The sequence below is a fragment of the Enterobacter sp. 50793107 genome (assembly GCF_001463365.1).
Taxonomy (GTDB): domain Bacteria; phylum Pseudomonadota; class Gammaproteobacteria; order Enterobacterales; family Enterobacteriaceae; genus Enterobacter; species Enterobacter cloacae.
Genome location: NZ_LNII01000161.1, coordinates 72,169 through 98,173, shown reverse-complemented (window position 1 = coordinate 98,173; position 26,005 = coordinate 72,169). Strand labels below are relative to the sequence as shown.

Genomic DNA, 26,005 nt, shown 5'->3' with positions numbered 1-26,005 from the left:
CGCGATCAACAACCTGTTTGACTGCTTCAGTTTTAAACTCTTCAGGATAACGCTTACCGCTCATGGGCACCTCTCTTTAAGTCATCTTAAATGACTCTGAGGTGTCTGTTAAACGCGTGGCGATTCACCTCGCGTCCTTCCGTTCAGTATAGCCTCAGTCCCTGACACCACCCGAGAACGGAATGACGTCCCCTTTCTCCCTCCCGGTGTTGCGTTCAAGCTCCCTGACATACTGCTGTAAAAGTATAAGGTTATGTAACAGCTCTACATTTTCAGCCATCATCTTTTTGATTTCTTCCCTCAGCTCATTTCTCTGACGGCGATACTTTTCTTTCAGCTTGATCTGCTGCTCAATGCCCTGCTCATCAACCGGCGCGGTGCCCTGGCACGTTTTTTTCAGACTGCGGATAGCCTCCCTGACCTGCCTGTACTCAGGACAGTTATAATTCAGGGTGCCGTTTGCCAGCCCCGCTCGTTTTTCCACAGCATACTGGCTGATACGCTCCCCTGATAACATCAGTTCCCTCAGGGCCTGCTCTGCTCTTGCCTGTGTTTTTTTAACCCCCGACTGTTCGTTCGTCATGCTCTATTCATCCTTTTCAAAAAAGCGGACAGCATCTGCATAAAAATCTCTCTCAAGCATCAGAAAATCCCTGTCAGCCTGAGGAGCATTATTTCGCACGGCAATCTCCAGAAGGTTGTCATAATGAGCCATCCTGCGTTTCCACACGGGAACAGAATCAGCTCCGGCCAGCATGTTCTCACATCCCGGATTGCAGGACGCTGACTGAACAACCGCCTTAAACTCGCAGTCATGGCCATTCATGCAATAAAAACCGTTTCCAAGAGATACCAGTTTTTGCCCGCCTCGTTTAGCCATGCTCATCGCTTTTTTCAGTGTAGGAAACGTCATCTGATGTAAGTGCCCACCTCTCTGGGACATCAGTAACTTCCCGCCTTCGCCATAAAGCAGGCCTTCATGCTGATAAGAAACAGCCCTGGAAGCTGAGAGTTCGGTATCAACCCTTTCAATCTCGGCAGCGAATGCCTGAGGGATCGCCCGGCTAAAATGCGAAGCGTTGAGTGCACCGGACATATACCACTCCGTCATGCCTCTGATTAAGTGCTTAAACTGCCGGATAAGATCATTAGTAGAAATCAGATCAAGACGCCTGAGGTGTACAGCAAGTGAACGGCGAAACTGATGGGTTCGCAATGGCCAGAAAGCCCCCTCCCGAATCTCCATCGCAACGCGTTCATCATCACGTATGTTTGGATTTAAAAGCCTGAACTCATCAATATGGTCACGTCGGATGAACAGATGGTGTCTTTTCACAAATTTCTTTGCCCACTCAGTCTGGCGCTGCGTCCCCATAAAAGAGAGTTTTTGCTCCGAGAACCACGACCTGATATTTAAAGACAATGGAACATTGTCCAGCGTCTTCCCGTCCAGGCCTGTCATGATTTGATTAATTCTGCGTAAATGCTGAAAAGGCTTTTCCACATAGCGACAAACAACCCAGTCTTCGTGACTTCCACCTTCCGGGGCGAACTTATGCAACACCGAACGAAGTCCCAGGATATCACCATCATAAATCAGTGAACCGTGCATCACGCCAAGCACTTCGCTGTGTCTCATCCCCGACATGGCCTGTATCACATTCATGACTTTTAACGTCAGCTCAAAATGCCAGGTGTTCAGCTTTATGTGATCAACGCCAATAAAATCAGATCTCCAGCGCTTATTTTTATGTACCGAGAACCAGCCCTGCATCCCGGGGCCAAGTGTCGCGAAAAGCGCCCGAATTTCCCCGGCAACAATATTGTAGTAATACGCGGCCCGGTAATCCGGTATGCTTTTTGCTGTCCCTCTTTTACGGGCTTCCAGCATCGACGTATAGTAAGGCGAATCATAAAAACCGTTTATGATAGCGCACAGCCGGGAAAACCCGTCAAAATCGAAATCACTGATTTCAGCATCCAGTTCAGTAATCAGCCCTTCCCAGACAGACATCATAAGACTGAAAGGCATACAATATGTCTGGTTTGAATCATCCACACTGTTGTAACTGTCGAAGCTAATATCAGGAAAGTAACCGTATTTTCGAAGACGGGTATGACCTGTCAGCGAGATATCCGCCAGGTCCATAAAGTAATTACGTAATGTTCTTTCAGAACGCTTCCTGCCGTGCTCATCCTCCTCCTTCATCTTTACAATGAAAGCATTCCGGACAAGCGGAAAACGAAGCTGAAACAGACTGCGATACCCCATAGACTCAATAATACGGGCTCCCGCCACAATGTTTGCACATTTCCGGATCAGTGACTGCGTCTTCGCGGTCCTGCCGACAATCCAGAGCAGGCTGGCTGAGATGATTTTGGCTTCAAGACGCAGTTCAGGATCCCGTATGCCTGAAAAATTAACGGTTCTTAACGTTTCACCAATATGGGTTCTGACATAGCGATTGGTCCAGACATCATCCCTGAAATAAATATTCAGCGTCTCCTCATTGATAAAACGCATATCATGTTCATCTGAGCTGGCGATAACCAGGCAGTTATTCAGACGTTCAAAGCTTTTGTTTTCTAGTGCCTCACAGATGATATCCTCAGTCGGAAACTCATCCCCTGAACGAAGCGGCGTTCCGGCAGGAAACTCCGCCATTCGACTACGGCTTACCTCTTTTTTCTTCAAATCTGCCATACCGGAGCCACACCTTCTCGCTGAAGTTTAACGCGCGCTTTTTTCAGGGTCGCCTCATCTACCAGCCCAAGCCGTAAATCAATCTTCAGGAGTAACGTTTCATAACGCTCCACAGCATTGACCGAACCGATGTACAACGGTTTTCCATACTCGATAGCATGCCTGAATGACAGCAGGAGCCATACAGACTCCAGCGTTTCCACAACGCAACTTTTTGAACATTCGACACAATGAGAAAAATCCGCACAAGCCTTTGGTGTCCGGCCAAATCGTTTTTGCTTTTTTATAAAGCGCAATTCAATATCTGTAGGCGGCTCCTGCGATCGACATCCCAGGCCATTCAATAAAAGATCCACACCCTCATCGCTTCCACGCAGATCGATCCCCAGCTCATCAGCAACTTTTACCCGCTCGGATAACGCACGTGTCGCAATCCCCTGATTCATAAGCGTATCAAGTGCAGCACTGAAGTTTTCCTTCGCCCCCTGTGGGTTACCTGCAGCATAATTCCGCCTGTAAGTGCCCCAGTTATGCTGTGCTTTTTCCGCCGTAATCAGACCATTCTTTAATGTTCTGTCCGTATACTGCTCAGACGTTTTGCGCAAGCCAGAAACGGTAATTGATGGAAGCGAGGGATTAAGCTGCCGCATCGTGGCCCACGCCCCCTCAGAGTTAGAAAATTTAGTCAGATGACTGGGATTAAGAGAATAAAGCTTACGGAATTTCACCTGCGGCTCACTCAGAAACAGCGCCTGTACCGGAGGGAAGTTATCTGCGGAAACCAGATAGTTAACGATGTCGTCCCTGAGCCTGATAAAAGACAGAAACCAGTAATAGCCCGCACGTTTGGTCACATACTCCGATTTACCTATCGTCAGACGTATATACTTATTCGCTCTCCCCTTATAAACATAATCAGTGCTGATACCCTTTTCATCCAGATGTATATCATCCCGCGTCAGACCCAGAACCTGAGAGGTGTTTCCCCATGTGTGGTAACAGAACAGAAAAAAAGAAGTAAGAAAGTAATTTTCCAGAACGTCCCTGATGATGATCTCTGCCCTGCTGACCCCGTTCTCTCCCGGATACCGGAAATACGCTTCATAAACAGGTGCCAGCAAAGACGGTGAGAAATGCCGCACCCCTTTTTCCGATTTAGCGATATGCTCCCGGATACATCCCGCAAGGAACTCATTCATGGATGACAACTGCCTCAGGATCTCGGAAAGTTCATTCCTGGTATAGCTATCCCTTCCCTGCTGCTGATACGTTCCTTTCGGTAAGAATTCATATTCATACCGCCTCTGAATCTGCCCGCCCGTAAGCAAAAACCGGTTGACCACGGACAAGTAGTGTCTTGCCATCCTGACTGAAATTTTTCGCCGACGAATATCGTTCATGAGATGTTTAATATACATTTCAACGCCTTCAGCCGTGCCATAGTCATACTGATTGACTGACTGCCATATAAAAAACATATTGAGATAACGGAAAATGGTTAACCTTCCGGCGGGACGGTAAGACAGAAGAAATCGTTTCAGAGAGGCAATAAAATCGCGTTTTTCAGGGCGGGCAAGATGCGAATGTTCACTAAACCATCCGGGGAGCAACACATAATCTGAAAAATGAGCCTGAAGATAAACGTCAAGTAAATAATATCGGTTCAGATCCCGCTGAGTGATGTGTCCGCTGACCGTCTCCCATGACAGCACATTTTCGGCCATCCACGTTATCTGCGTTTCACTCCGGCTCATATATGGCTCCATCGCGACCTGCAGCACCGTCAATCAATGCGTCCATGACCCCGGCGACTGCATCAGAAATCTGGTTTTGCTGAAGAAAGACGATGTATTTCATCGTCGTATTTTCGCTTTTATGGCCCATCCAGTATTTTACTGTACCCAGCGCATTTGCGGCCTGATCGGGATAGCAACTCAGTGCCGAGCGTAAAAAATGGGTCGCAAACGTTGCCCGCAAATCATGGGGTTTATGTCTGAACACATTTCCCGGAGCAGACCGGGCCAGGCGATGGCGAAAACTGTACCAGCGGGAGTAAAAGGCTTTTTCAGACATCCGTTTCCCGTTTGCCATTAAAAATAAAGGCTCGTGCCGCCCTTCCCCACCCTGTCGTGCACGCCATTTTTGGATCTTCTTTTCATACTCCTCATCCGCCAGATAATCCAGAACCTGCTCGTACAATCGTCTGGTGATGAAGAGTTCTCGCGTCATCCCAAACTTCGTATGAACTCCGCATCTCGGACCAATATGAAGCCCCCTGATGGTCAACTCAGATACAGGGACACTGGCAAGGTACTCTTCAGTAAAGAGTGACGACGGCAGGGTCAGCATTTCATCCAGCCGTAGCCCACAATTTTTCATCAGCACAATCATTAAACTGAACAACCCGGACTCAGATTTCAGTGCCTCATCCAGGATATGAACCTCTGCATCATTCAGTGGGTTGATTGTCCTTTTTGTTGTGCTGGTTATCCTGATGGCAAGATCCGAACTTATCACCTTGCGTCGCCCGTCAACGACTTTTTCGACCAACGTAAAAAATGAGCTGGCAGCCAGCTCACCACACTTGCCCAGAAATACGTAAAACCGTCGGATAACGCTGATGTACACCGCCGCGGTGGATGAGGCGATGCGCCCCTGCCTTACGGCCCCCAGAAGATACTCCCTGAAGCCATATGTAGGGCTTTGGTATTTCAACGTTCCCGGGGTGAAAGGGTCAAGTCCGTTATCCTCCAGCCACCTTATCCAGCGTAAAAATGCCCGGGCTAAAGGCTTTAAATCCCTGGCCTGCAGGATAGCTTTATCCATAAGATAAAAGTGTACATATCGGCTCAGTTTTCGATTCTGGATGCCGCTAATATAAGGTATTTCAGCATACAGAAATCCGGGTTCAAATTTCAGTTTCGGCTCTGTTGCATCCAGTTTGCTGACACGCCCATAACGCGCATGAATGTTAGTGATTATCCTCACAGTCTGTCGCCCTGAAACGCCACCTCATGCCTACACTATAAATCCGGAAGAAGAAAAAACAAACAACCAGGTTGCCGGGAGTGAATATGCAAATCAGGAGGAAAGTAAAAGATGTAACGACACCATCACGATGCAATACATTGACCTCAACACGTTACCCGGACCATACGTGATAAACATCACAAATCCTTTGAGTGAAGAACTTAAGATGTGATTTTCATTTCCCGGCACAAACCGTGCCCTTAAAAAACAGGCAACGGATACATCTTAATGCCAGAAGTAAACCTTAATTGATTGAATACAGCCTGAGTCCATTGCAAAAATAACACACAGGGTAAATTCGCATATACAGAACCCAACGAAAAGCAAAAGAAACCTGTAACACATTTCGTTTACCTGTCACTTTCAATTGTAAAAGCCAGCAGAAAAAGCGCATATAACTATATTTATCCCTGCGGGGACTTTTGTTTGTGCTATATATTTTTTACAGAGAACCGCAACGCGTCCAAACACAAGAATATATTTACCTCTGGAAAATGGTCTGACTCCCTTTCACGTGGTTGTAGTGACCTGTTCTGTGATTCATGTAATGTCTTTTCTGGATGAGGAAAATATGTCATCACTGATATTTTATACAGACGAAGCACAAGCACTGATTGTAACAGATACCCTTGCCGTCACCGATAATGGGGAGCCGTTATCTTTTGTTTCCAAAGCAGGTTACATCCCCCAGCTAAGAACCATCATAGCAGGAACGGGGGCAGGTGGATTTTCTAACACCTGGTTGCTTGAAGCATCAACCAGAATGGTCGTATCAGGTATACAAAATCTCAATTATCATACATCGGCCTGTCTAAGGAGGCTGTGGAAACAATACAAGCATGACCATGCAATTCCCTCTTCTTCAACGGTGACAACCAGTGTTTATCAGTTCGCAATTTGCGAGGAAACAGGAAATATCGTTTCGTTCGCCTATCGCTCAGTCCATGATTTCGAATCAGAGCAATTACAATACGGAACAGGAGTAAAACCTGAGTGCCAAATCTTGGATGGGGATTTGTTGCAGACAATTCCTGTAATGATGAATGAACAAAGGGCTATACAGGCGACATACCCACACCCGGAACGGATCCATATTGGCGGTGAGATGATTGCGCATTATCTGACATCATCTATGTATCAATGCTTTAAGATTGGGGAATTTGAGGATTTCAGAACTCAGGGAGAGTATATATTGAGCAGGATTTAGGCAAAACGCGGTTCAGATAAAGTGCTTTTAACAGGCTTGCTGAACATTAAAAGGATATCTCTCAATTACGATGAATAGCTTGAATTCTAAAAATAGAAAAGTAGAGTTTAACTCTAAATACATAAAAACAAGAGTAAAGGAACAGCCGCCGAAGCAGCCGCGCATGATGTTGATCGAGAAGCGGATCATCTCATACGCCGGGATACGGGCGTTGCCGTACGCCGGGTGCGGCACGCGTTTGTACGGCAGCGCAAAGACGCTGTCCATCTCTTCGGTGGAGAGCGGGATCGCCGGTGGGTTGATCCAGATAAAACGCTCGCCGTGCTTCTGCATCAACGCACGCGCACAGCCGGGGTTGGTTTCATGGTGCAGAATACGGGACGCGTGGGCGTAGAGCACCTTATCGGCTTTCACCTTCTCGTAGGACGGCAGCAGCACATAGGTCTTTTCCCATGGTTTCGGGCGCGGCGGCTGCACGACGATTGCCTTCGCTTCCGCTTTCTTTGGCTCAACCGGTTTGTTATCGGCGCACGGCAGATCTTCGCCATACGGGTGCGGGATAGGATCGATTTTGCCCGGCATATCGATGATGCGGGAATCCACCCCGCGCCAGCCCGGCAGCGCTTCTTTCACCATGATGGCGGTGTTGCGCACGTCGCGGATGCTGCTCACCGGCTCGCCCTGCGACAGACGGTGCGCCACTTCTACCAGTGGACGCTCGCCGTTACCGTAAATCAGCATGTCGGCTTTGGAGTCCACCAGCACCGAGCGGCGCACGGTATCAGACCAGTAATCATAGTGCGCGGTACGACGCAGGCTCGCCTCAATGCCGCCCAGGATCACCGGCACATCTTTCCAGGCTTCTTTACAGCGCTGGGTGTAGACCAGCGTGGCGCGGTCAGGGCGTTTGCCCGCCACGTTATCCGGTGTGTACGCATCGTCATGGCGCAGCTTACGGTCGGCGGTATAGCGGTTGATCATCGAGTCCATGTTGCCGGCGGTCACGCCGAAGAACAGGTTCGGTTTACCCAGACGCATAAAGTCGTCTTTGCTGTTCCAGTCTGGCTGGGAGATGATCCCCACGCGGAAGCCCTGCGCTTCAAGCATGCGGCCGCAGATGGCCATACCAAAGCTCGGGTGGTCAACGTAGACATCGCCCGTGACCAGAATGATATCGCAGCTATCCCAGCCCAGTTGGTCCATCTCTTCCCGGGACATCGGCAGGAACGGCGCCGGTCCAAAGCAGGCCGCCCAGTACTGGGGCCACGAGAAAAGGTCACGATCCGGCTGGATCAGGGAAATTGCGCTCATAATGCTTCCGAAGAAAAAATAGACAAAAGGAGCCGGATTATACGCTGTTCATCCGCCAGATTTGAAGAAAAGGATGCAAGAGGCAGACAGATATTCACAGAAGTCGTTAAAATACAGCGCCCTGATTATTTTGGCTCATAATATTCACTCTAACTTCCGGTGATTTTCCCCCGGAACAGGTTCTTGCGCGGAGTTCTGTTGTGAAGTTCAACGATTCGTTACATGTCTCCCAGCTGCGGGTTGTGCTTCATCTCTGCGGGTTTCTGGTTCTTCTGTACAGCCTGTCTATGCTGCCGCCGATGGTTATCGCTCTGCTGAATAAAGAGCGAACCTATTTTGCTTTTTTGACCACCTTTTTGACTTTTTTCAGCCTCGGCGGCCTGGCCTGGCGGGCAACCCGTCACGCCGGTATACAGCTACGCACCCGCGACGGATTCGTGATTATCGTCCTGTTCTGGCTGCTGTTCTCATTAATCAGCGCCATGCCGCTCTGGATGGACGATGGCCTGCAACTCTCCTTTGCTGACGCACTTTTTGAAGGCGTTTCCGGGATCACCACCACGGGCGCAACGGTGATCGGCGACGTCAGCGCCCTGCCCAAATCGTACCTCTATTATCGCGCGCAGCTCAATTTCATTGGCGGGCTGGGCGTCATCGTGCTGGCCGTCGCGGTCCTGCCGCTGCTGGGCATCGGTGGCATGAAGCTGTACCAGTCAGAAATGCCCGGCCCGTTTAAAGAGGAGCGTCTGACGCCCCGGCTCGCCGATACCGCACGCACCCTGTGGGTCACCTATCTGGCGCTGGGGATAACCTGCACGCTGGCGTACTGGCTGGCGGGGATGCCCTTTTTTGATGCCGTTTGTCACGGGCTCTCCACCGTATCCCTGGGCGGCTTTTCAACCCGCAGCGAGAGCATCGGTTTTTATGACAGCCACGCGATTGAGCTTGTCGCCGGCACCTTTTCGCTGCTTTCGGCGTTTAACTTTACCCTCTGGTATGTCGCCCTTGTCAGACGCACGCTGAAGCCGATTCGCCGCAGCCCGGAGGTGAGATTCTTTCTGGCCGCTGCCGCGGTGCTTATCGCCATTACCGCCTGGCAGGTCTGGCACGCGGGAATGTATAACCCTCTCGACAGCCTGGTGCACGCCTTCTTCCTGGCAAGCTCAATGATGACCGATAACGGCCTTTCAACGGCCGATTACGCCCACTGGCCTGCCCACACCATATTCCTGCTGCTGAGCGCCAGCTTCTTTGGTGGCTGCGTGGGTTCGACCTGCGGTGGGATTAAGGCCCTGCGTTTTCTGATGATGTTCAAGCAGAGTATTCAGGAGATGAATCAGCTGGCGCATCCGCGGGCGCTGCTGACCATCAAGGTTGGCAACAGCGTGGTGAATGAGCGCGTCCTGCGTTCAGTATGGAGCTTCTTCTTTCTCTACGTGATGATCACAGGCTTTTTCGTCTGGGCGCTCAATCTGATGGGCTATGACCTGTTTACATCATTTGCGACGGTGGCTGCCTGTATCAACAATATGGGGCTGGGCTTTGGCGAAACGGCATCAACCTTCGGGACGTTAAAGGAAGAGGCCAAGCTGTTGATGTGCGCGGCGATGATCTTAGGACGTCTGGAAATTTATCCGGTGTTGATCCTGTGCTCGCGCTTTTTCTGGCGGGCATAACGCATTCCCGGCGCACCGGGAATGCTGTGCTTACGGCGCCGGGTTAACCAGCATTTGCCCTACGGAGCCCCTGTCCATCATCTCCAGCGTCTGGCTGTGGAACAGGAACGGGAAGTGCGGCCAGGAAGGCTGGCCGTAGTAGACAAGCAGTTCAACCTGACCATCCACCCAGACGGTGTCTTTCCAGCCCCTGTCTTCCGGGAATGGCATCGCGCCGTTCACGTTGCGGATCAGGAATGACACACCTTCAATATGGAACGACTGCGGCATGTCGGAGCGAACGGTCCAGCGCTCCCAGGTGCCCTGCTGGGCAGTAATGTCGATACGGTTAACGTCCCACAGCGCGCCGTTGATGCCCGGGTCGTCGCCGAGGCTGATATCACGGCTGCGCACCGGCGAACCGCTCATGATCTCCTGCGGCAGCAGGCGCATGGGCAGGCTGTCGGTCACCAGCGGCAGGAGACCGGTTGGGCGCAGGGTCAGCACCAGCGTGGAGACCAGAATGCTCGACGGCTCAAAGAAGCCACGAATGCGATCCACAATGCTCGCCGCTTCGCCGCAGGTCACCGAGACTTCATCGCCGTTGGTCATATCCACGAGGATTTCACGGCGTTCACCCGGGGCAAGCGCCAGCTGTTTAACGGACACCGGCGCCGGTAAAAAGCCCTGGTCGCCAGAGATCACATGCAGCGGGCGGCCATCGCTCATCTGCAACAGATAGCGGCGCGAGTTAGAGGCGTTCAGCAGACGCAGGCGAACCCAGCCGCGCGAGACTTCGACATACGGACTTTGCGCGCCGTTGACCAGCAGCGTGTCGCCAACAAAGCCACCGCTACCCGGCTCGCTGTATTCCGGTGTGCCAAAGTTATCCAGACGCTTGTCCTGGATAATGACCGGGAAATCATCCACGCCGTAGTGGTTTGGAATGGGCAGAGATTTACTGACCTCGTCTTCTATCAGCCACATCCCGGCCAGGCCGTTATAAACCTGCTGGGCAGTGCGGTTAGGGGTATTAGCGTGATACCACAGCGTCGCCGCGCTCTGACGGATCGGCAGCACGGGAGCCCAGTCGGCGTTAGGCGACATCATGCGCGCGGCCCCGCCAATCAACGGGCCGGGAACCTGCAACCCGCTGATGGTCATCGCCACATTTTCAGGCGTGCGGTTGCTGTAGATGAGCTTTACGTCATCGCCATTCCACACGCGGATGGTCGGCCCAAGGTAGCGCCCGTTAATGCCCCAGACTGGCGCGCGGGTTCCCTGGGTAAACGACCAGTGGCTTCGCTGTAGCGTCAGGAATAGCGGCTGCCCGCGACGGGATTCAATCAACGGCGGAATGGGCAGCGGCTGTTGCTGCCCGGCGGCGCTGGCTGTCAGCGGCATCGCACCCGCACAAAGGGCGATCCCTGAAGCCTGAATAAACTGACGCCGACTGAGTGACATATAAGCTCCATCTGAAACGACTAACAACGCGGGAATTCGTTTTCCCTTTTAACGCCGGATTAGATCTTCCCGGCGGCTTCTCTCTCTGCGACTTCTTTGTCGAGCTGAGCAATATGCTGAACCATCAGTTCACGGCAGTGCGCTGCCAGCTCGCGGACCTGATCTTTACCGTATTTGCTGGTATCGACCGGCGGCAGCATCTCGACAATCACCAGCCCGTTATTCAGGCGGTTAAGATTAATCTTATTCGATGTATTGGAAACACACACGGGAATAATTGGAACGCCCGCCGCAATTGCGGCATGAAACGCCCCGGTTTTAAACGGCAGCAGACCGCGACCGCGGCTGCGCGTGCCTTCCGGGAACATCCAGATAGAAATGCGGCGCTTTTTGAAGTGGTTCACCACTTCCGCAATGGTACCGTGCGCTTTTGCGCGGTTATTACGGTCAATCAGCAGGTTACCCGTCAGCCAGTAGAGCTGGCCGAAAAAGGGGATCCACAGCAGGCTCTTCTTACCCACCGTCACGGTCGGCGGCAGCACGATGTTAGAGGCGGTCACCATATCGTAGTTATTTTGATGGTTTGCGATATAGATGGCGTTACCGAAATTCTCCGCCCCTTCCGGCAGACGCTTTTCAACCTTCAGGCCAAACAGCGGCGCAAGACGACCAAACATGTGGCCAAAGGTGGCGACATGCTTCGGGTTACGCGGGCTGAACAGGCAATAGATGCAGCCGAAAACACAGACCAGAATGCAGTAGATAACGGTAAGAATAAGACGAACAATGTATAGCATAGCGACCTCTGAAGCCCTGACAGCTGACAATTATACTTCACCTGTGGCCAGGTAAGGACTTTATTACGAGCGCGTATTGTTAATCGCAACGCACGAATTAACAACGGTTTTACGGGAAATTTTATTGGATATCCCCCTCCGGAACAGAGGGGGATCGAAACGCGTTACTCTTCGCTGTCGCCCGCGTTGCTGCGTGCAGGAGAATCGATCTCCACGCGGTCGATACGCTGCAGGCCGCGCATCAGCGAACCGCGGCGTCCGCGCTCGCCCACCACCTTCTGCAACTCTTCCGGACGCAGCTTGATTTTACGCTTGCCGACATGAATGGTCAGCGTGCTCTGCGGCGGCAGAATGAAGAGATGCGCCAGGCCATCTTCACCTTTCGCGGCTTCCGCCGACGGGATGTTGATGATCTTATTGCCCTTCCCTTTTGACAACTCCGGCAGGTCGCTGACCGGGAACATCAGCATGCGCCCGGCAGACGTGATGGCCAGCAGCATGTCGCTCTCGTTCTCAACCACCAGCGGCGGCATAACGTGCGCGTTATCCGGCAGGCTGATCATGGCTTTACCGGCACGGTTACGTGACACGAGATCGTTAAAGGTACAGATAAAGCCGTAACCCGCATCAGAGGCCAACAGCAGTTTCTGGTCGTCGGCTTCCATCAGCATGTGGTCAACCGTCGCCCCCGGCGGCAGCGTCAGCTTGCCGGTCAGCGGTTCGCCTTGACCACGCGCGGAAGGCAACGTGATCGGATCGATGGCGTAACTGCGGCCCGTGGAGTCAATAAACGCCACCGGCTGGTTGCTCTTGCCTTTCACGGCCGCCTTGAAGCTGTCGCCCGCTTTGTAGCTCAGCCCCGGCGCATCGATATCATGGCCTTTGGCGCTACGCACCCAGCCGCTCTGGGACAGGACGATGGTGACCGGCTCTGAAGGCTGCATGTCATGCTCGTTCATCGCCTTCGCTTCTTCGCGCTCATGCAGCGGAGAACGGCGGTCGTCGCCGAAGGCATCGGCATCGGCCTGCAACTCTTTCTTCAGCAGGGTGTTCATCTTGCGTTCGGACGCGAGGATCGCCTGCAGCTGATCGCGCTCTTTTTCCAGCTCGTTCTGCTCACCGCGGATCTTCATCTCTTCCAGCTTAGCGAGATGGCGCAGCTTCAGTTCGAGGATCGCTTCGGCCTGGGTTTCACTGATACCAAAGCGCGACATTAACGCGGGCTTCGGCTCATCCTCGGTACGGATGATCTCAATGACTTCATCAATATTGAGGAACGCCACCAGCAAACCTTCGAGGATATGCAGGCGCTTAAGCACTTTCTCCAGACGGTGGTTCAGACGACGGCGCACCGTATCGCGACGGAAGGTCAGCCATTCGGAGAGGATCTCCAGCAGGTTTTTCACCGCCGGGCGTCCGTCCAGACCGATCATGTTCAGGTTGATGCGGTAGCTTTTTTCCAGGTCGGTGGTGGCGAACAGGTGGTTCATCACCTGCTCCATGTCCACGCGGTTAGAGCGCGGCACGATCACCAGACGGGTTGGGTTTTCGTGGTCGGATTCATCGCGCAGGTCGTCCACCATCGGCAGCTTTTTATTGCGCATCTGGGAGGCGATCTGCTCCAGCACCTTGGCACCAGAGACCTGATGCGGCAGCGCGGTGATCACCACGGCGCCGTCCTCTTTGGTCCACACCGCGCGCATGCGCACGGAGCCACGGCCGTTCTGGTAGATTTTGCGGATTTCCGCACGCGAGGTGATGATCTCAGCTTCGGTCGGGAAGTCCGGCCCCTGAACGATATCCAGCAGCTCGTCCAGCGAGGTTTTCGGCTGTTCAATCAGGGTGATGGCGGCTTTCGCCACTTCACGCAGGTTGTGTGGCGGGATGTCCGTCGCCATACCGACCGCGATACCGGTGGTGCCGTTCAGCAGGATATTCGGCAGACGCGCAGGCAGCATTTTCGGCTCCTGCAGCGTGCCGTCGAAGTTTGGCACCCAGTCCACCGTCCCCTGGCCGAGTTCGCCCAGCAGCACTTCGGCATATTTAGACAGGCGGGATTCGGTATAACGCATCGCCGCGAAGGATTTCGGATCGTCCGGTGCCCCCCAGTTCCCCTGACCGTCCACCAGCGGGTAACGATAAGAGAACGGCTGGGCCATCAGCACCATCGCTTCATAGCAGGCGATGTCGCCGTGCGGATGGTATTTACCCAGTACGTCACCGACGGTACGGGCGGATTTCTTGAACTTGGCGGTGGCGTTCAGCCCCAGCTCGGACATCGCATAGACGATGCGACGCTGAACGGGCTTCAGGCCATCCCCGATAAACGGCAATGCCCTGTCCATGATGACGTACATGGAGTAGTTCAGGTAGGCGTTTTCCGTGAATTCATGTAGCGCGAGGCGCTCTGCCATATCGCTCATTACGTGTGATTCCTCAACTCAGAAACCGATGGGTTTCAGGCAATATTGCCGCAGATACTACCCTATCTGGCGAGTTGAGTCACAAAGAAAAAGGGCCGGATAAGCGGCCCTTTCTGGGTTATTTCGTCAGCTTAATAACCTGCTTCACGTCGATTTCAAATTCGTTCCAGTCTTTATCGACCTTACCCTGCAGCTCGACTTTATCTTGCGGGGACACGGTCACACCGTTCCAGCGCTTATGATCAATCTCAACCACCACCGTGCCGGTCTCGTCGCGGAAGGTGTAGCGGTCATCGGACAGGCGTTCGGTGATGTTCCCGCGCAGCTTCACCCAGGCGTCGTCCTTCAGGTCTTTGACTTTCACGGCCGTTGTCAGGTTGGCGTTGTTATCAACAAAACCGCCTGCCTGCGTCTGAGTCTGGGGTTGGGTAGCTGATGGGCCCGTGAAACCGCCCTGAGCAGCGAAGACCGGTGCGGTGGTCATCATCATGATAGCAGCCATTGCAGCGAATTTTTTCATATTCATCTCTCCCTTTAATGTGGTGTCGCAATCCATTAAACAGGGTAATCCTTAACAACTTCTTAAGGGGAAAATTTATATTTTTTTACTGTACAGCAGGCGGATCCAGAGGGTTTACTGACGCCATCAAGGAGGGGATATGCGCATATTACTGGTAGAAGACGACAAGCTGATTGGTGATGGCATCAAAGCGGGCTTAAGCAAAATGGGCTTCAGCGTGGACTGGTTCACCGACGGAAAAACCGGCCAGGCGGCGCTCTGTTCTGCCCCTTACGATGCGGTAGTGCTTGACCTGACGCTACCGGAGATCGACGGTCTGGCGATCCTGCGCGCCTGGCGCGAAAGCGGACGCAGCGAGCCGGTGCTTATCCTGACCGCGCGGGATGCGCTGAATCAGCGCGTCGAGGGGTTACGCCTGGGGGCCGATGATTACCTCTGCAAACCCTTCGCGCTGATCGAAGTGGCCGCCCGCCTTGAGGCGCTGGTGCGTCGCAGCCACGGTCAGACGCGCAGCGAGCTGCGTCATGGCAAAGTGACGCTCGACCCGACAAGCCTCGTCGCCACGCTGGAGGGAGAAACGCTGGCCCTCAAGCCCAAAGAGTTCGCCCTGCTGGAGTTACTGATGCGCAATGCGGGCCGCGTCCTGCCGCGTAAAGCGATCGAAGAGAAGCTCTATACGTGGGACGATGACGTCTCCAGTAACGCCGTGGAAGTTCACGTCCATCATCTGCGGCGTAAGCTGGGCAGCGAGTTTATCCGCACGGTTCATGGCATCGGCTATACCCTGGGTGACGCATGAAACTGAGCCTGAAACTCCGTCTGACGCTTCTTTTTCTGCTGCTGTCGCTGACGGCCTGGTTTGCCGCAAGCCTTGTCGCCTGGCAGCAGACGACCCACAAGCTCGATAAGCTGTTTGATACCCAGCAGATGCTGTTTGCTAAACGGCTGCTGACGATGGATCTGGATGAAATACGCGCTCCGGAGCGGATGCGCGAGATCCCCAAAAAAGTGAAGCACGGTCGCCTGGACGACGATGCTCTGGCCTTCGCCATTTACGCTACCGACGGCACGATGATCCTCAATGACGGGGAAAACGGCCGCGACATCCCGTATCACTATCGCCGCGATGGGTTTGATGACGGCAGGCTCAAAGACGACAACGATGACTGGCGTTTCTTATGGCTGACCTCGCCGGACGGGAAGTACCGCGTGGTGGTCGGTCAGGAGTGGGAATACCGGCAGGAGATGGCGCTGGATGTGGTCAGCTCGCAGCTGACGCCGTGGCTGGTGGCGCTACCGGTGATGCTGCTGTTGCTGATTGTCCTGCTGAGCCGGGAGTTTAAGCCATTGAAAAAACTGGCGCAGACGTTGCGCCTGCGCTCACCGGATGCCACCGACACCCTGCCGACACAGGGCGTGCCATCAGAAGTGCGCCCCCTTCTGGACTCCCTGAACCACCTCTTTACCCGAACCCAGGAGATGATGAGCCGCGAGCGCCGCTTTACCTCCGATGCCGCGCACGAATTACGTAGCCCGCTGGCGGCCCTGAAGGTGCAAACCGACGTGGCGCAACTCTCTCTGGACGACCCGCAGGCGCAGGAAAAAGCGCTCTCGCAGCTCCACGCGGGGATCGACCGGGCCTCCCGGCTGGTGGATCAACTCCTCACTCTCTCGCGTCTGGACTCTCTGGAAAATCTCGACGATGTCGAACCGATAAAGATGACCGATTTACTGCAATCAGCGGTTCTGGACATCTGGCATCCGGCGCAGCAGGCGGGTATCGATGTTCGCCTGAACATCAACGCCCCGCAGGCTGAACGCACGGGTCAGCCGCTGCTGTTGAGCCTGCTGGTGCGTAACCTGCTGGATAACGCCGTGCGTTACAGCCCGCACGGCAGCGTGGTTGACGTTACGCTGGACGCCCGTTGCTTCTCCATACGCGACAACGGACCAGGGATCGCCCCCGAGGCGTTGGCCCGTATTGGCGAGCGTTTTTATCGTCCACCCGGCCAGGATGCCACGGGCAGTGGGCTGGGGTTATCGATTGTAAAACGCATTGCTGCCCTGCACGGTATGCGCGTTTCACTGGATAATGCTGCGGAAGGCGGCGTTGATGTGAAGGTGTGCTGGTAAGGAATTATTGCATTTAACGCAAAAGACTTTGCACATTTTGCTCATTTTACCGTATCGCCCTCGCGCGTAGAATACTCGCCATACTCTCATCGACGAGGACAAATAATGAGCAACATTCTGATTATCAACGGTGCGAAAGAATTCGCCCACTCTAAAGGCCAGTTGAATGACACCCTGACCGAGGTCGCGGACGGCTTCCTGCGCGACGCCGGGCATGATGTTAAGGTTGTTCGCGCAGACAGCCATTACGACGTGAAAGCCGAAGTGCAGAACTTCCTGTGGGCTGACGTGGTTATCTGGCAGATGCCGGGCTGGTGGATGGGCGCACCGTGGACCGTGAAAAAATACATGGATGACGTGTTCACTGAGGGCCACGGTTCACTGTATGCCAGCGACGGCCGTACCCGTTCCGACGCGTCTAAAAAATATGGTTCAGGCGGCCTGATTCAGGGTAAGAAATATATGCTCTCCCTGACCTGGAACGCCCCGCTGGACGCGTTCACCGATAAAGATCAGTTCTTTGAAGGCGTAGGGGTAGACGGCGCATACCTGCCGTTCCACAAGGCTAACCAGTTCCTCGGCATGGACCCGCTGCCGACCTTTATCGTCAACGACGTGATTAAAATGCCTGACGTCCCGCGCTATATCGCAGAATATCGCAAGCATCTGGCTGAAATTTTTGCTTAACTGGTAACCTGGAATTAGAAGGAGTTAATTATGCTTACCGTTATTGCTGAAATCCGTACCCGTCCTGGCCAACATCACCGCCAGGCGGTGCTGGATCAGTTCGCGAAAATTATCCCAACCGTACTGCAAGAAGAAGGCTGCCACGGCTATGCGCCGATGGTTGACGCCGCAACCAACGCCAGCTTCCAGGCCACCGCGCCGGACTCCATCATCATGGTTGAGCAGTGGGAAACCGTGGCGCATCTCGAAGCGCACCTGCAGACCGCACACATGAAAGCGTGGAGCGATGCGGTAAAAGGTGACGTGCTGGAAACCCACATCCGTATTCTGGAGCAAGGGGTGTAAAACCTGCCTTCCCTCTCCTTTCGGAGAGGGAAATCTCTCTGACCTGCTATGCTTATTCTGACTTCATGATTAACAGGAGGAAGGAATGGGACTTTTTAACTTCGTAAAAGAAGCAGGCGAAAAGCTGTGGGACAACCTGACCGATCATAAAGGCCAGAGCGACAAAATCACCGAGCACCTCAAGAAACTCAACATTCCCGGCGCGGATAAAGTGCAGGTCAATGTTACCGACGGTAAAGCCAGCGTAACGGGCGACGGGCTGACCCAAGAGCAGAAAGAAAAAATCCAGGTCGCCGTCGGCAATATTGCGGGCGTCAGCGAGGTGGAAAACAACATCACCGCCACTGATGCCAAAGATGAAGCCACCTACTATACGGTGAAATCAGGCGACACCCTCAGCGCCATCTCCAAAACCGTGTACGGGGATGCCAACCAGTACAACAAGATTTTTGAGGCGAACCGCCCGATGCTATCCAGCCCGGACAAGATTTATCCCGGCCAGACGCTGCGTATTCCTAAGGCGTAACCCACACGTCGGGGGCGCGCCCCCGACCTTTTACCAGTACGGCTTCCAGCTCTGGGTGAACCGCACCAGCGCCTCAACGTAGAAGTAATCGCCCCAGCTCGCACACTCATCCACGCCTTTGTTGCTCGCCAGGTGATAGACAGCGTGCTTAAGCAGCCCGCTCCCCTTCTCGTCTTTGCCCATCAGATAGTGCTTTGTCAGTGACGACATAATCCCTTTAGCCCAGCCCAGATAACGTTCACGATCCGGATCCGTGACCGGCAACTGTTTTACCAGCTCCAGCAGCCCGCAGACGGCAATGGCCGCCGAGGAGGAATCCCGCAGTGCATCTGTCCCCAGCAGCGCCAGATCCCAGTGGCAGACATAATCCTCCGGCAGACGATTAAGAAAGTAGTTTGCCAGGCGTTTTGACAGCACAATCATCGTCTTATCGCCGGTATAGAGATAGCTCAGCATAAAACCGTAGATCCCCCACGCCTGCCCGCGGGACCAGCAGGAGTCGTCCGCGTATCCTTGCTGCGTGTTGCCGTAACGAGGCGCGCCGGTAACCACATCCATGTAGTAGGTGTGGAACGTCGAGGCATCTTCACGAATCAGGTACGTAGCGGCCTGCATCACGTGGGCTTTTGCGGCGTCAGCAAAGCGCGCGTCGCCGGTTTGTTCCGTCGCCCAGTAGAGCAGCGGCAGATTCATGTTGCAGTCGATAATCATCCGCCCGGCCTGCTCCGGGTCTGACAGATCGCCCCAGGCCTGAATAATCTTCGCCTTCGGGTGAAAGCGCTCCAGCAGGGCTTCAGCCGCCAGCAGGGCGAACCCGCGCGCCTCGCGGTTGCCGGTCAGTCGCCAGGCCGCCACGCAGGAGAGCGTATACAGGAACCCCAAATCATGAGTGTTGGTATCATTACGCCCGGCAATGCGCAGGCCAAACGAGCGCACGTGTTTTTCAGCCATCTCGCGGAACGTTGTCTCACCGCTCATCTCCCACGCCAGCCATAGCTGACCGGTCCAGAAGCTGGTGGTCCACTCCACGTTCTCCGTCAGCGGATAAACCCCGTTCTGGCAGGTTTCTGCCGGGAATCGGTCACCAAACGCCACCAAATGACGGCTAATCAGCTCAAGCACGTGGCTGCGGGCAGAGCTGAGTTCATCACGTAATGTCCGCGATTCAACGGGGACAGGAATAGCCTGCAGGTGTTCCTCTTTGATACGACTTAACATGTTTCGGGTCCTTTAAATTACCGGGATGAGGGTTCTGCTGCGTTCAGCGAGCGGGTACCGCGCCATTTGCTCTGGCAGGCGGATAACGTAAAGGCAGAGATAAACGTAAAGGTCAGCGCCGTGGCTCCCATAATGATATAGGTGTGCTCAAAGCCGATGCGGTCATACAGATAGCCGGCAGGCGAAGAGACAACCACGTTGCCCACGTAGAGCATGGCCTGATAGCCCAGCAGATACATGGTGGCGTTAACGCGTTTATCGAAATGCTCAGCAATATATTTAAAGACCGATACCAGCAGCAGACATATTTCCAGGCCATACAGCGGTTTCAGTACGGAAATTAACAGATGGGAATCGCACAGGCCGGAAATAATCAGTCGTGCACCGACCACCAGCCCGACAATTAACAGTCCACGCTTGGCACCAATACTATTCACCAACAGCGGGATCACCATATACATCACAAATTCCATACCCGACTGTACGGTTCCCAGATAACCGAACACCGCGTTACCCTGGTGAATATCATCAAAGAACGTGACGAAATAGCGTGAGAACTGCTGCTCGGCAATAAACATCATCCACGCCACGCCCGCCACATACAGGCAGAACGCCCAGAACTTGCGGTTACGCAGCAGGGCATAGACATCCGCAGGGGCGATTTTCTCTTTGGTCAGCACCTCGCTGGCGTGAGCGGAGTTAGTGTTCACTTTCAGGCTCACAAGGACGATCAGCATGATGATGGATGCGACGCTGCCCAGAATAAAGTTATACGCCGGAGAGAGATTAAACAGCAGACCGGAGAACGAGGACGCCACGGCCCAGCCAAGCGATCCCCACATGCGAATTTGCCCGAACTCCATACCGTTTAAACGGCTAAATCGGTCAGAATAGGATTCACACGCCGCCACGCCCGCGTACCAGGCAAAACTTAAATAGAGCGCGCCAATGATGATCCCCACCAGGGTATTGGACATCAGCAGCGGCTGGTAAACATAAATAAAGAACGGCGCCATCAGTGCGGACATGGCAACCACAAAATAGAGCAGGTATTTACTCATGCCGATCTTATCGAGAATATAGCCGTAGATCGGTTTAAGAATGACTGAGAAGATACCGTTGACCGCAAAGACAGTGCCAATTACCGAGCCGCTGAGATTCGCCTTTTGGCCGAGCCAGATGGCTAATAGCCCAATACTGGCGGACCAGGTAAAGAAATAGAGAAATATAAAGCTGCTGATTTTGTAATATTCTGTTCTATTCGTTGTAGATGCACTTTTCATATCATCCTCGCCGACGTGTAGGGTCAGATTTTTTATAATGTGAACGACAGCTTACGTTCGCCTCCGGGTTCGCGGATCGCGACCTGGTCAGGGGTCATCTTCAGTTCAGGTGCCAATGCCGCGGGGGGTTTCTCGCTGGCCACGACGGCGCAACAGAGCCAGCTCTCTCCCTGAGGGAGATCGGTTTTTAACAGCGGAATGGATGCGCATTCCGGGAACATAATGTTGCTGTTCGGCGGCGTGACGATGCTGTCTGGCTCCCGGGCAATGGCCGGGGAGAGATCGACAATCACGCTGCTGCCGTTGCTGGCCGTCAGGTAACAGCCACGCTCATGAATGTGGTGTTCGGTTTTCATCACCGCAAAACCGCCCTCCACTGCCTGAAGGGTGCGAGCGCTGTTAATGCGGTGCAGACGCACGTGCCACTCGCCAAAGGGAATTTGCCAGGTTTCGACATGGACATCATGCCAGGGTGACCAGCGTGAATAGAGGTAGTTCTCATCCACCCGCACCTCCGCGCATTCACGACGCCCGCGGAAGTAGTTATCCCCCTCCGCCAGCAGTAACATCGAGTCGCAGGCGGCATGTTTCAGGCCAAAGCGCCCCCGTTCGAGGGTGAAGCCAAAGCGGCTTGAGTACGCAAATTTGGTGTATTTGGCTTCGGTGTTGACGTAGTTATTCAGCTCAAGCTGACCGGCAGTGAGCATCGTGACGTGCTGTGAGTTATCCGCATGCATCAGGATGTGCTGCGCTGGGTGGATCACACGTTTTTCCGCCAGCGAGGGGAGCGGCTGCTCTTCTGCCTGCCAGAACGGGTGTGACTCCGGCAAGGCCAGAATCAGGTACGTTTTCAGCGCCCAGTACGGTGAGCCGGGGGCGTTATAATCCTCGCACATCACCAGGTTGGGATAAGTAAAACCGAGGGTCAAAATACCGTCGCGATCGGTCATCGGCTGCCGCTGCCACCAGCGAAGATGGCGCAGCACAATGCCCTTCACGATGCCCGGCGAGAAGACATTCAGCCCGGAAAAGGCCACGGCGCTCCAGAAAGCGACCATCGCGAAGCGATAGGTAAGGCTCCGGCCAAACGGTACCGACGCGCCGTCGGCGGCAGACCAGTAAATAAAATCTTCGGCAAACTGACGGGCACGCTCACGTAACACCTCCGCCCTTTTTTCATCACCGCTGAGGGTGGCATAAATCAGGCCGTAGAAGTGGAACGCCATTGAGATGTAGTAATCCTTCGGGCGGCCCGGACCGTCAGAATACCAGCCGTCACCCAGATAATACGCCTCCATCATCGCAAACCGACGGTCGATGGCGTACGGATCATACGGCAGCCCGGCACATTTGAAACCAAGCTGCACCATAATCGCGAAGTAGTTCCAGTTGCTGTCCGGCATCTGCGCATCGGTGATCTGGTTGAGCCACGCGTGCAGGTTCATTACCTCACGTTCACTGAAGCGGCAGGTGAGCTTATCCCCCAGCAGCGCCAGCCCCAGGCCGTAAGCCGCCATCTCCACCAGACGCTGGTCGTACGGGCCGGTTTCCCCCCAATAGCCCGGGCTCTGCGGATCGGTGCCGAGCTTAATGGCGGTCAGGTACTTCTCACTAAACGGCTCGCCCCCGCCGCCCGCCATCAGCGGAAACAGCCCCCACAGCGCACGGGATAGCCCTTCCATCTGCGCAATCTCCGTGGGGTAATGCGCACAGGTTTCTCCCAGCGAGAACCGGGAACAATCCTGCGGAAAGGACTTATCCAGCGCGCCCAGCAGGTCATGTAACGACGCCACCACCTCCTGGCGCGAAGACAATGGATTTGATTTTTTAGACATACGCTCGCCCTCGTCATCAACTGCGACGAAGGATAGTGAATCCGCAAGGGGGATAAATGTTAGCCACGTCACAGCCGTGAAGGCTAAATAAACCTCCAGTTGAGAAAATTTAAAAAGGTGGTTTATAACGAGAATATAACGGCAGAAAATTGAGTTTTATTGCACTATGCGCGACACGCCCACCTCCGACCGGCTGGAACTGATCACCTTAAATGACACCGTCGTGTCATTCAGCCGTCTGTTTGCCAATACCGTGCGTTACCATCACTGGCATCAGTGTCTGGAGATTCTGTATGTGGAAGAAGGATTTGGCGTCGCCATTGTCGATAACCGTCACTACACCATGCGCCCCGGGCGGCTGTTTTTCTTTCCGCCGTTTACCCTGCATAAAGTGAGGGTGGATGAGCAGGCAGAAGCGATTTACCGACGTACCATTATTCATCTCGACCCTCACGCGGTGCTCACAGCCCTGCGCGATTTTCCCCACACGCAGCAGCGGCTGCAGAAACTTTCTGCCCGCGGCGCCGGAGCGTGGGTTGCCGATCTGGCGCACTGTCATCACCATGTCGATCATCTGCTCGGCTGTTACCCGTCGCCTTTAACCCGCGAGGGAATAGCCGCGCTGTTGATTGGTTTATTCGCCATGCTCCCGGACGATAATGCCCGTGCGCCGGGCAGTAGCCTTGGGCTCGCCAGCCAGGTGATGTTCTGGCTGGACGAACATTACCAGGAGAAATTTCGCCTGGACGCCCTGGCAGAAACGCTGGGGAAATCCCGCAGCTACGTATCGCGAAAATTCCATGCGGAAACAGGCGAGAAGATCCACAACTATCTGAATACGCTAAGGCTGCGCAAGGCCTGCGAGCGCCTGCTGCACAGCGAGGCGAGCGTACGCGAGATTGCCACCCAGGTGGGATTTTCCGACGTGACGTGGTTTATCAGCGCGTTTAAGAAGGGAATTGGCGAGACGCCGTTGCAGTACCGGAAGAACCATGCTGACCGATGAACGGCGTGAGCGCCCGGCATGCTTTAACCGCTCTTCTTCCCCGGCTTTAACCCACGATGAAACTCGTTGATGCGCTTCATGGATTTGATGGTGCGCTGCGGCTCGGTGGAGGCGACGGACAAAATAATCATCTCCAGGCACAGCAGCACCGTACCGTGCAGCGGGATTTTGCCCTTTTCTCCGCCGCGCGGCACATGGATCACCACGCTGGCCTCTTTGCTGAAACGTGAGTCCAGAGCGTTGGTCAGCAAAATCGTCGGGATCCCCAGACGTTTGGCTTCCCGCAACGTGGTTTGTCCTTCCCGGTGTGCAGATTTTTGCGCCATCATCACCAGCACATCGCCGCGCTGGAGCGCAATCAACTGTTCGGCAAGGCCTATCCCGGTGCGGTTGAGCGGCATGGCGGGGAGCCCCATCCGGCTGAATAATCTGGCGGTGTACTCGGCCAGAATGCCGGAGGCACCAATGCCGAAGATCGCCACCTGCCTGGCCTGCGCCAGCAGCGACACCGCCTGCGCCATCGCATAGCGGTTGTGCGGTTGTGACAAGACCTCACAGGTGTGCTGATGCCCTTCCAGCACAAAATCGATGCTCGCGTTAACGTCGCTGGTGAGCGTGTTAACCGTCGAGGAGATCTTTTCGCTGGATGTCACCACCGGACCAAACCACTGCTCCAGCGTCTGCTTCAGATCGCGCAGCCCGGCAAAACCCAGCGCCTGGATCGCGCGGACCACGGTGGCGTCCGAGGTTTTTAGCAGCGTGGCGATTTCCATTGCCGTCTGCTCCATTACCGCTTCCCGGTTCTCGTTGATGTAGCGCGCCACCTGCAGCAGACGCGGCGTCAGATGATGTGCACGAGCGCGAAAGCGCTCCCCGTAAACATCCACACGCCCTTTCTCTTTACGGATCACGGTGATACCTCCGGCAATGGCCGCCCGGCAATCTGCGACTGTACCTGCGCGGCCATCAGCCCTAAAGAGGCGAAGGAGTTCGAAATGGCCTCTTCGCGTGAAATCAGCACGTAGTGGCCGGTCCGACAGGCGTTCAGGAACTGGCACCAGCCCGGCATCACCGCCTCCATCGCCGCCAGCTCGTCCTGCGGTTTACCCCCGGTGTCGCCGCGCCAGGTGGCAAAGACAAAATCGGCGTCCAGCTCCGGCAGACGTTCGGCGCTGACGTCAATCCGTCCCCCTTCCGGGATACTCTCAATCAGCGGCGGGAAGGTAAATCCGGCGTCACGCAGCACGCGGCCTAAAGAGTGGTAGCTGTGCATGGCATTGATTTTTCCCTGGTTAGCCTGAATCACCGACACGGTGATTTTGCGCGTATCGATGGTCGCCTTCAGCGCCTTGATTTGCTCCTGATAGCGGCGCTCCAGGATTTTCAGCCGCGCCTGCGTACCGGTGAGCTGCGCCAGCTTGCGGTAGATCTCCGGTGCACCGCCGTCGAGATGGTCGATACTCACCGTCGGGGCAATCTTCTCCAGCTGTTCCACCGGCGTGTTGCGGGTCGGCTCAGTGATGATCAGATCGGGTTTGGCGGCAGCAATGGCTTCAATGTCGATATCCGCCGTGCCGATGAATTTGATGGCGGAATTATCGAAATCCACCCCCGTCAGCATGCCGCTGGCGCGCAGAAAATGGCTGCCGTCCGGGCGCGTGCGGCCATGGCTGGCGACGGGCGGTACGCCAAGCTCAATCAGTGGAATGGTGATATCCAGGTCGTGCAGCGAGACGATCCGCTTCGGGTGAAGCGGCACCTCCACCTTACGCCCGAGATCGTCAGTGAACGTCTGCGTCGGCTCTGCCGCACCCACCGCAAACCCTATCAGCAACAGCATCGAAACAAGTACGCGCATCAT

General features: G+C 54.4%; 21 protein-coding genes and 1 pseudogene. 8 read left to right on the top strand and 14 right to left on the bottom strand.

Going from position 1 to position 26,005, the window contains the following annotated elements:
* Positions 1–154: 154 nt before the first annotated feature.
* Genes APU11_RS22785 through APU11_RS22770 form a run of 4 tightly spaced genes read right to left on the bottom strand, consistent with a single transcriptional unit; the run spans position 155 to position 5,692 of the window.
* The gene (locus APU11_RS22785) at positions 155–583 is read right to left on the bottom strand and encodes a hypothetical protein (RefSeq protein ID WP_017384060.1); all 429 of its coding nucleotides are present in this window, start codon (positions 581–583) and stop codon (positions 155–157) included.
* A 3-nt stretch (positions 584–586) separates the two neighbouring features.
* On the bottom strand, positions 587–2,704 hold the full coding sequence (locus APU11_RS22780) for a hypothetical protein (RefSeq protein ID WP_017384059.1): 2,118 nt from the start codon (positions 2,702–2,704) through the stop codon (positions 587–589).
* Entirely contained in the window at positions 2,692–4,458 is a 1,767-nt protein-coding gene (locus APU11_RS22775) for a hypothetical protein (RefSeq protein WP_007897920.1), read from the bottom strand. The genes APU11_RS22780 and APU11_RS22775 overlap by 13 nt, the downstream gene beginning before the upstream one ends.
* Positions 4,445–5,692 carry a site-specific integrase gene (locus APU11_RS22770; protein WP_007897923.1) on the bottom strand — a complete coding sequence of 416 codons (1,248 nt, stop codon included), beginning with the start codon at positions 5,690–5,692 and terminating at the stop codon, positions 4,445–4,447. Before APU11_RS22770 ends, APU11_RS22775 begins: the two co-directional genes overlap by 14 nt.
* 613 nt (positions 5,693–6,305) lie before the next feature.
* Between APU11_RS22770 and APU11_RS22765 the strand changes: the two genes are divergently transcribed.
* On the top strand, positions 6,306–6,941 hold the full coding sequence (locus tag APU11_RS22765) for a hypothetical protein (protein WP_012477419.1): 636 nt from the start codon (positions 6,306–6,308) through the stop codon (positions 6,939–6,941).
* Between the two features lie 135 nt (positions 6,942–7,076).
* Here APU11_RS22765 and APU11_RS22760 read toward each other — a convergent pair.
* Positions 7,077–8,252, bottom strand: a pseudogene (locus APU11_RS22760) (YgiQ family radical SAM protein); the annotation flags it as partial.
* Positions 8,253–8,452: 200 nt separating this feature from the next.
* Between APU11_RS22760 and APU11_RS22755 the strand changes: the two are divergent.
* Positions 8,453–9,928 (top strand): TrkH family potassium uptake protein, encoded by a 1,476-nt coding sequence (locus APU11_RS22755; RefSeq protein ID WP_013098720.1) that lies wholly within the window; start codon positions 8,453–8,455, stop codon positions 9,926–9,928.
* Between the two features lie 30 nt (positions 9,929–9,958).
* Here APU11_RS22755 and ftsP read toward each other — a convergent pair whose 3' ends face one another.
* The 4 genes from ftsP to APU11_RS22735 form a co-directional block, all read right to left on the bottom strand.
* Positions 9,959–11,371 (bottom strand): cell division protein FtsP, encoded by a 1,413-nt coding sequence (ftsP, locus tag APU11_RS22750; RefSeq protein WP_013098721.1) that lies wholly within the window; start codon positions 11,369–11,371, stop codon positions 9,959–9,961.
* A 59-nt stretch (positions 11,372–11,430) separates the two neighbouring features.
* A complete protein-coding gene (plsC, locus tag APU11_RS22745) occupies positions 11,431–12,168 on the bottom strand; it encodes a 1-acylglycerol-3-phosphate O-acyltransferase (protein WP_013098722.1) in 738 nt (245 codons plus the stop codon).
* A gap of 164 nt (positions 12,169–12,332) precedes the next feature.
* Positions 12,333–14,591 (bottom strand): DNA topoisomerase IV subunit A, encoded by a 2,259-nt coding sequence (parC, locus tag APU11_RS22740; RefSeq protein WP_058651355.1) that lies wholly within the window; start codon positions 14,589–14,591, stop codon positions 12,333–12,335.
* 118 nt (positions 14,592–14,709) lie between these two features.
* Positions 14,710–15,111, bottom strand: coding sequence for a NirD/YgiW/YdeI family stress tolerance protein (locus APU11_RS22735; protein ID WP_057072634.1), 402 nt, complete (start codon positions 15,109–15,111; stop codon positions 14,710–14,712).
* 139 nt (positions 15,112–15,250) lie between these two features.
* On the opposite strand from APU11_RS22735, the gene qseB reads away from it, so the two are divergent.
* The 5 genes from qseB (at position 15,251) to lysM (ending at position 18,802) form a co-directional block, all read left to right on the top strand.
* On the top strand, positions 15,251–15,910 hold the full coding sequence (qseB, locus tag APU11_RS22730; RefSeq protein WP_020689493.1) for a quorum sensing response regulator transcription factor QseB: 660 nt from the start codon (positions 15,251–15,253) through the stop codon (positions 15,908–15,910).
* Positions 15,907–17,244, top strand: a complete 1,338-nt coding sequence (qseC, locus tag APU11_RS22725; RefSeq protein WP_058651356.1) for a quorum sensing histidine kinase QseC — start codon at positions 15,907–15,909, stop codon at positions 17,242–17,244. Before qseB ends, qseC begins: the two co-directional genes overlap by 4 nt.
* A 105-nt stretch (positions 17,245–17,349) precedes the next feature.
* Entirely contained in the window at positions 17,350–17,931 is a 582-nt protein-coding gene (locus tag APU11_RS22720; protein WP_013098727.1) for an NAD(P)H-dependent oxidoreductase, read from the top strand.
* A gap of 30 nt (positions 17,932–17,961) precedes the next feature.
* The gene (locus APU11_RS22715) at positions 17,962–18,276 is read left to right on the top strand and encodes a putative quinol monooxygenase (RefSeq protein ID WP_013098728.1); all 315 of its coding nucleotides are present in this window, start codon (positions 17,962–17,964) and stop codon (positions 18,274–18,276) included.
* 85 nt (positions 18,277–18,361) lie between these two features.
* On the top strand, positions 18,362–18,802 hold the full coding sequence (gene lysM / locus APU11_RS22710) for a peptidoglycan-binding protein LysM (protein ID WP_013098729.1): 441 nt from the start codon (positions 18,362–18,364) through the stop codon (positions 18,800–18,802).
* Positions 18,803–18,832: 30 nt separating this feature from the next.
* On the opposite strand, the gene APU11_RS22705 is transcribed toward lysM, so the two are convergent.
* From APU11_RS22705 to APU11_RS22695, 3 genes are read right to left on the bottom strand one after another with little or no spacing between them, the layout of a single operon-like run.
* A complete protein-coding gene (locus tag APU11_RS22705) occupies positions 18,833–20,020 on the bottom strand; it encodes a glycoside hydrolase family 88 protein (RefSeq protein ID WP_058651357.1) in 1,188 nt (395 codons plus the stop codon).
* Positions 20,021–20,037: 17 nt separating this feature from the next.
* The gene (locus APU11_RS22700; RefSeq protein ID WP_013098731.1) at positions 20,038–21,303 is read right to left on the bottom strand and encodes an oligosaccharide MFS transporter; all 1,266 of its coding nucleotides are present in this window, start codon (positions 21,301–21,303) and stop codon (positions 20,038–20,040) included.
* A gap of 32 nt (positions 21,304–21,335) precedes the next feature.
* A complete protein-coding gene (locus APU11_RS22695; RefSeq protein ID WP_058651358.1) occupies positions 21,336–23,138 on the bottom strand; it encodes a DUF2264 domain-containing protein in 1,803 nt (600 codons plus the stop codon).
* A 166-nt stretch (positions 23,139–23,304) separates the two neighbouring features.
* Between APU11_RS22695 and APU11_RS22690 the strand changes: the two genes are divergently transcribed.
* Entirely contained in the window at positions 23,305–24,144 is an 840-nt protein-coding gene (locus APU11_RS22690) for an AraC family transcriptional regulator (RefSeq protein WP_058678713.1), read from the top strand.
* Between the two features lie 23 nt (positions 24,145–24,167).
* Here APU11_RS22690 and APU11_RS22685 read toward each other — a convergent pair whose 3' ends face one another.
* Positions 24,168–25,055, bottom strand: coding sequence for a MurR/RpiR family transcriptional regulator (locus tag APU11_RS22685; RefSeq protein ID WP_013098734.1), 888 nt, complete (start codon positions 25,053–25,055; stop codon positions 24,168–24,170).
* Complete coding sequence (locus APU11_RS22680; RefSeq protein ID WP_057072287.1) at positions 25,052–26,002, bottom strand: iron-siderophore ABC transporter substrate-binding protein; 951 nt, start codon at positions 26,000–26,002, stop codon at positions 25,052–25,054. The genes APU11_RS22685 and APU11_RS22680 overlap by 4 nt, the downstream gene beginning before the upstream one ends.
* Between the last annotated feature and the right edge of the window lie 3 nt (positions 26,003–26,005).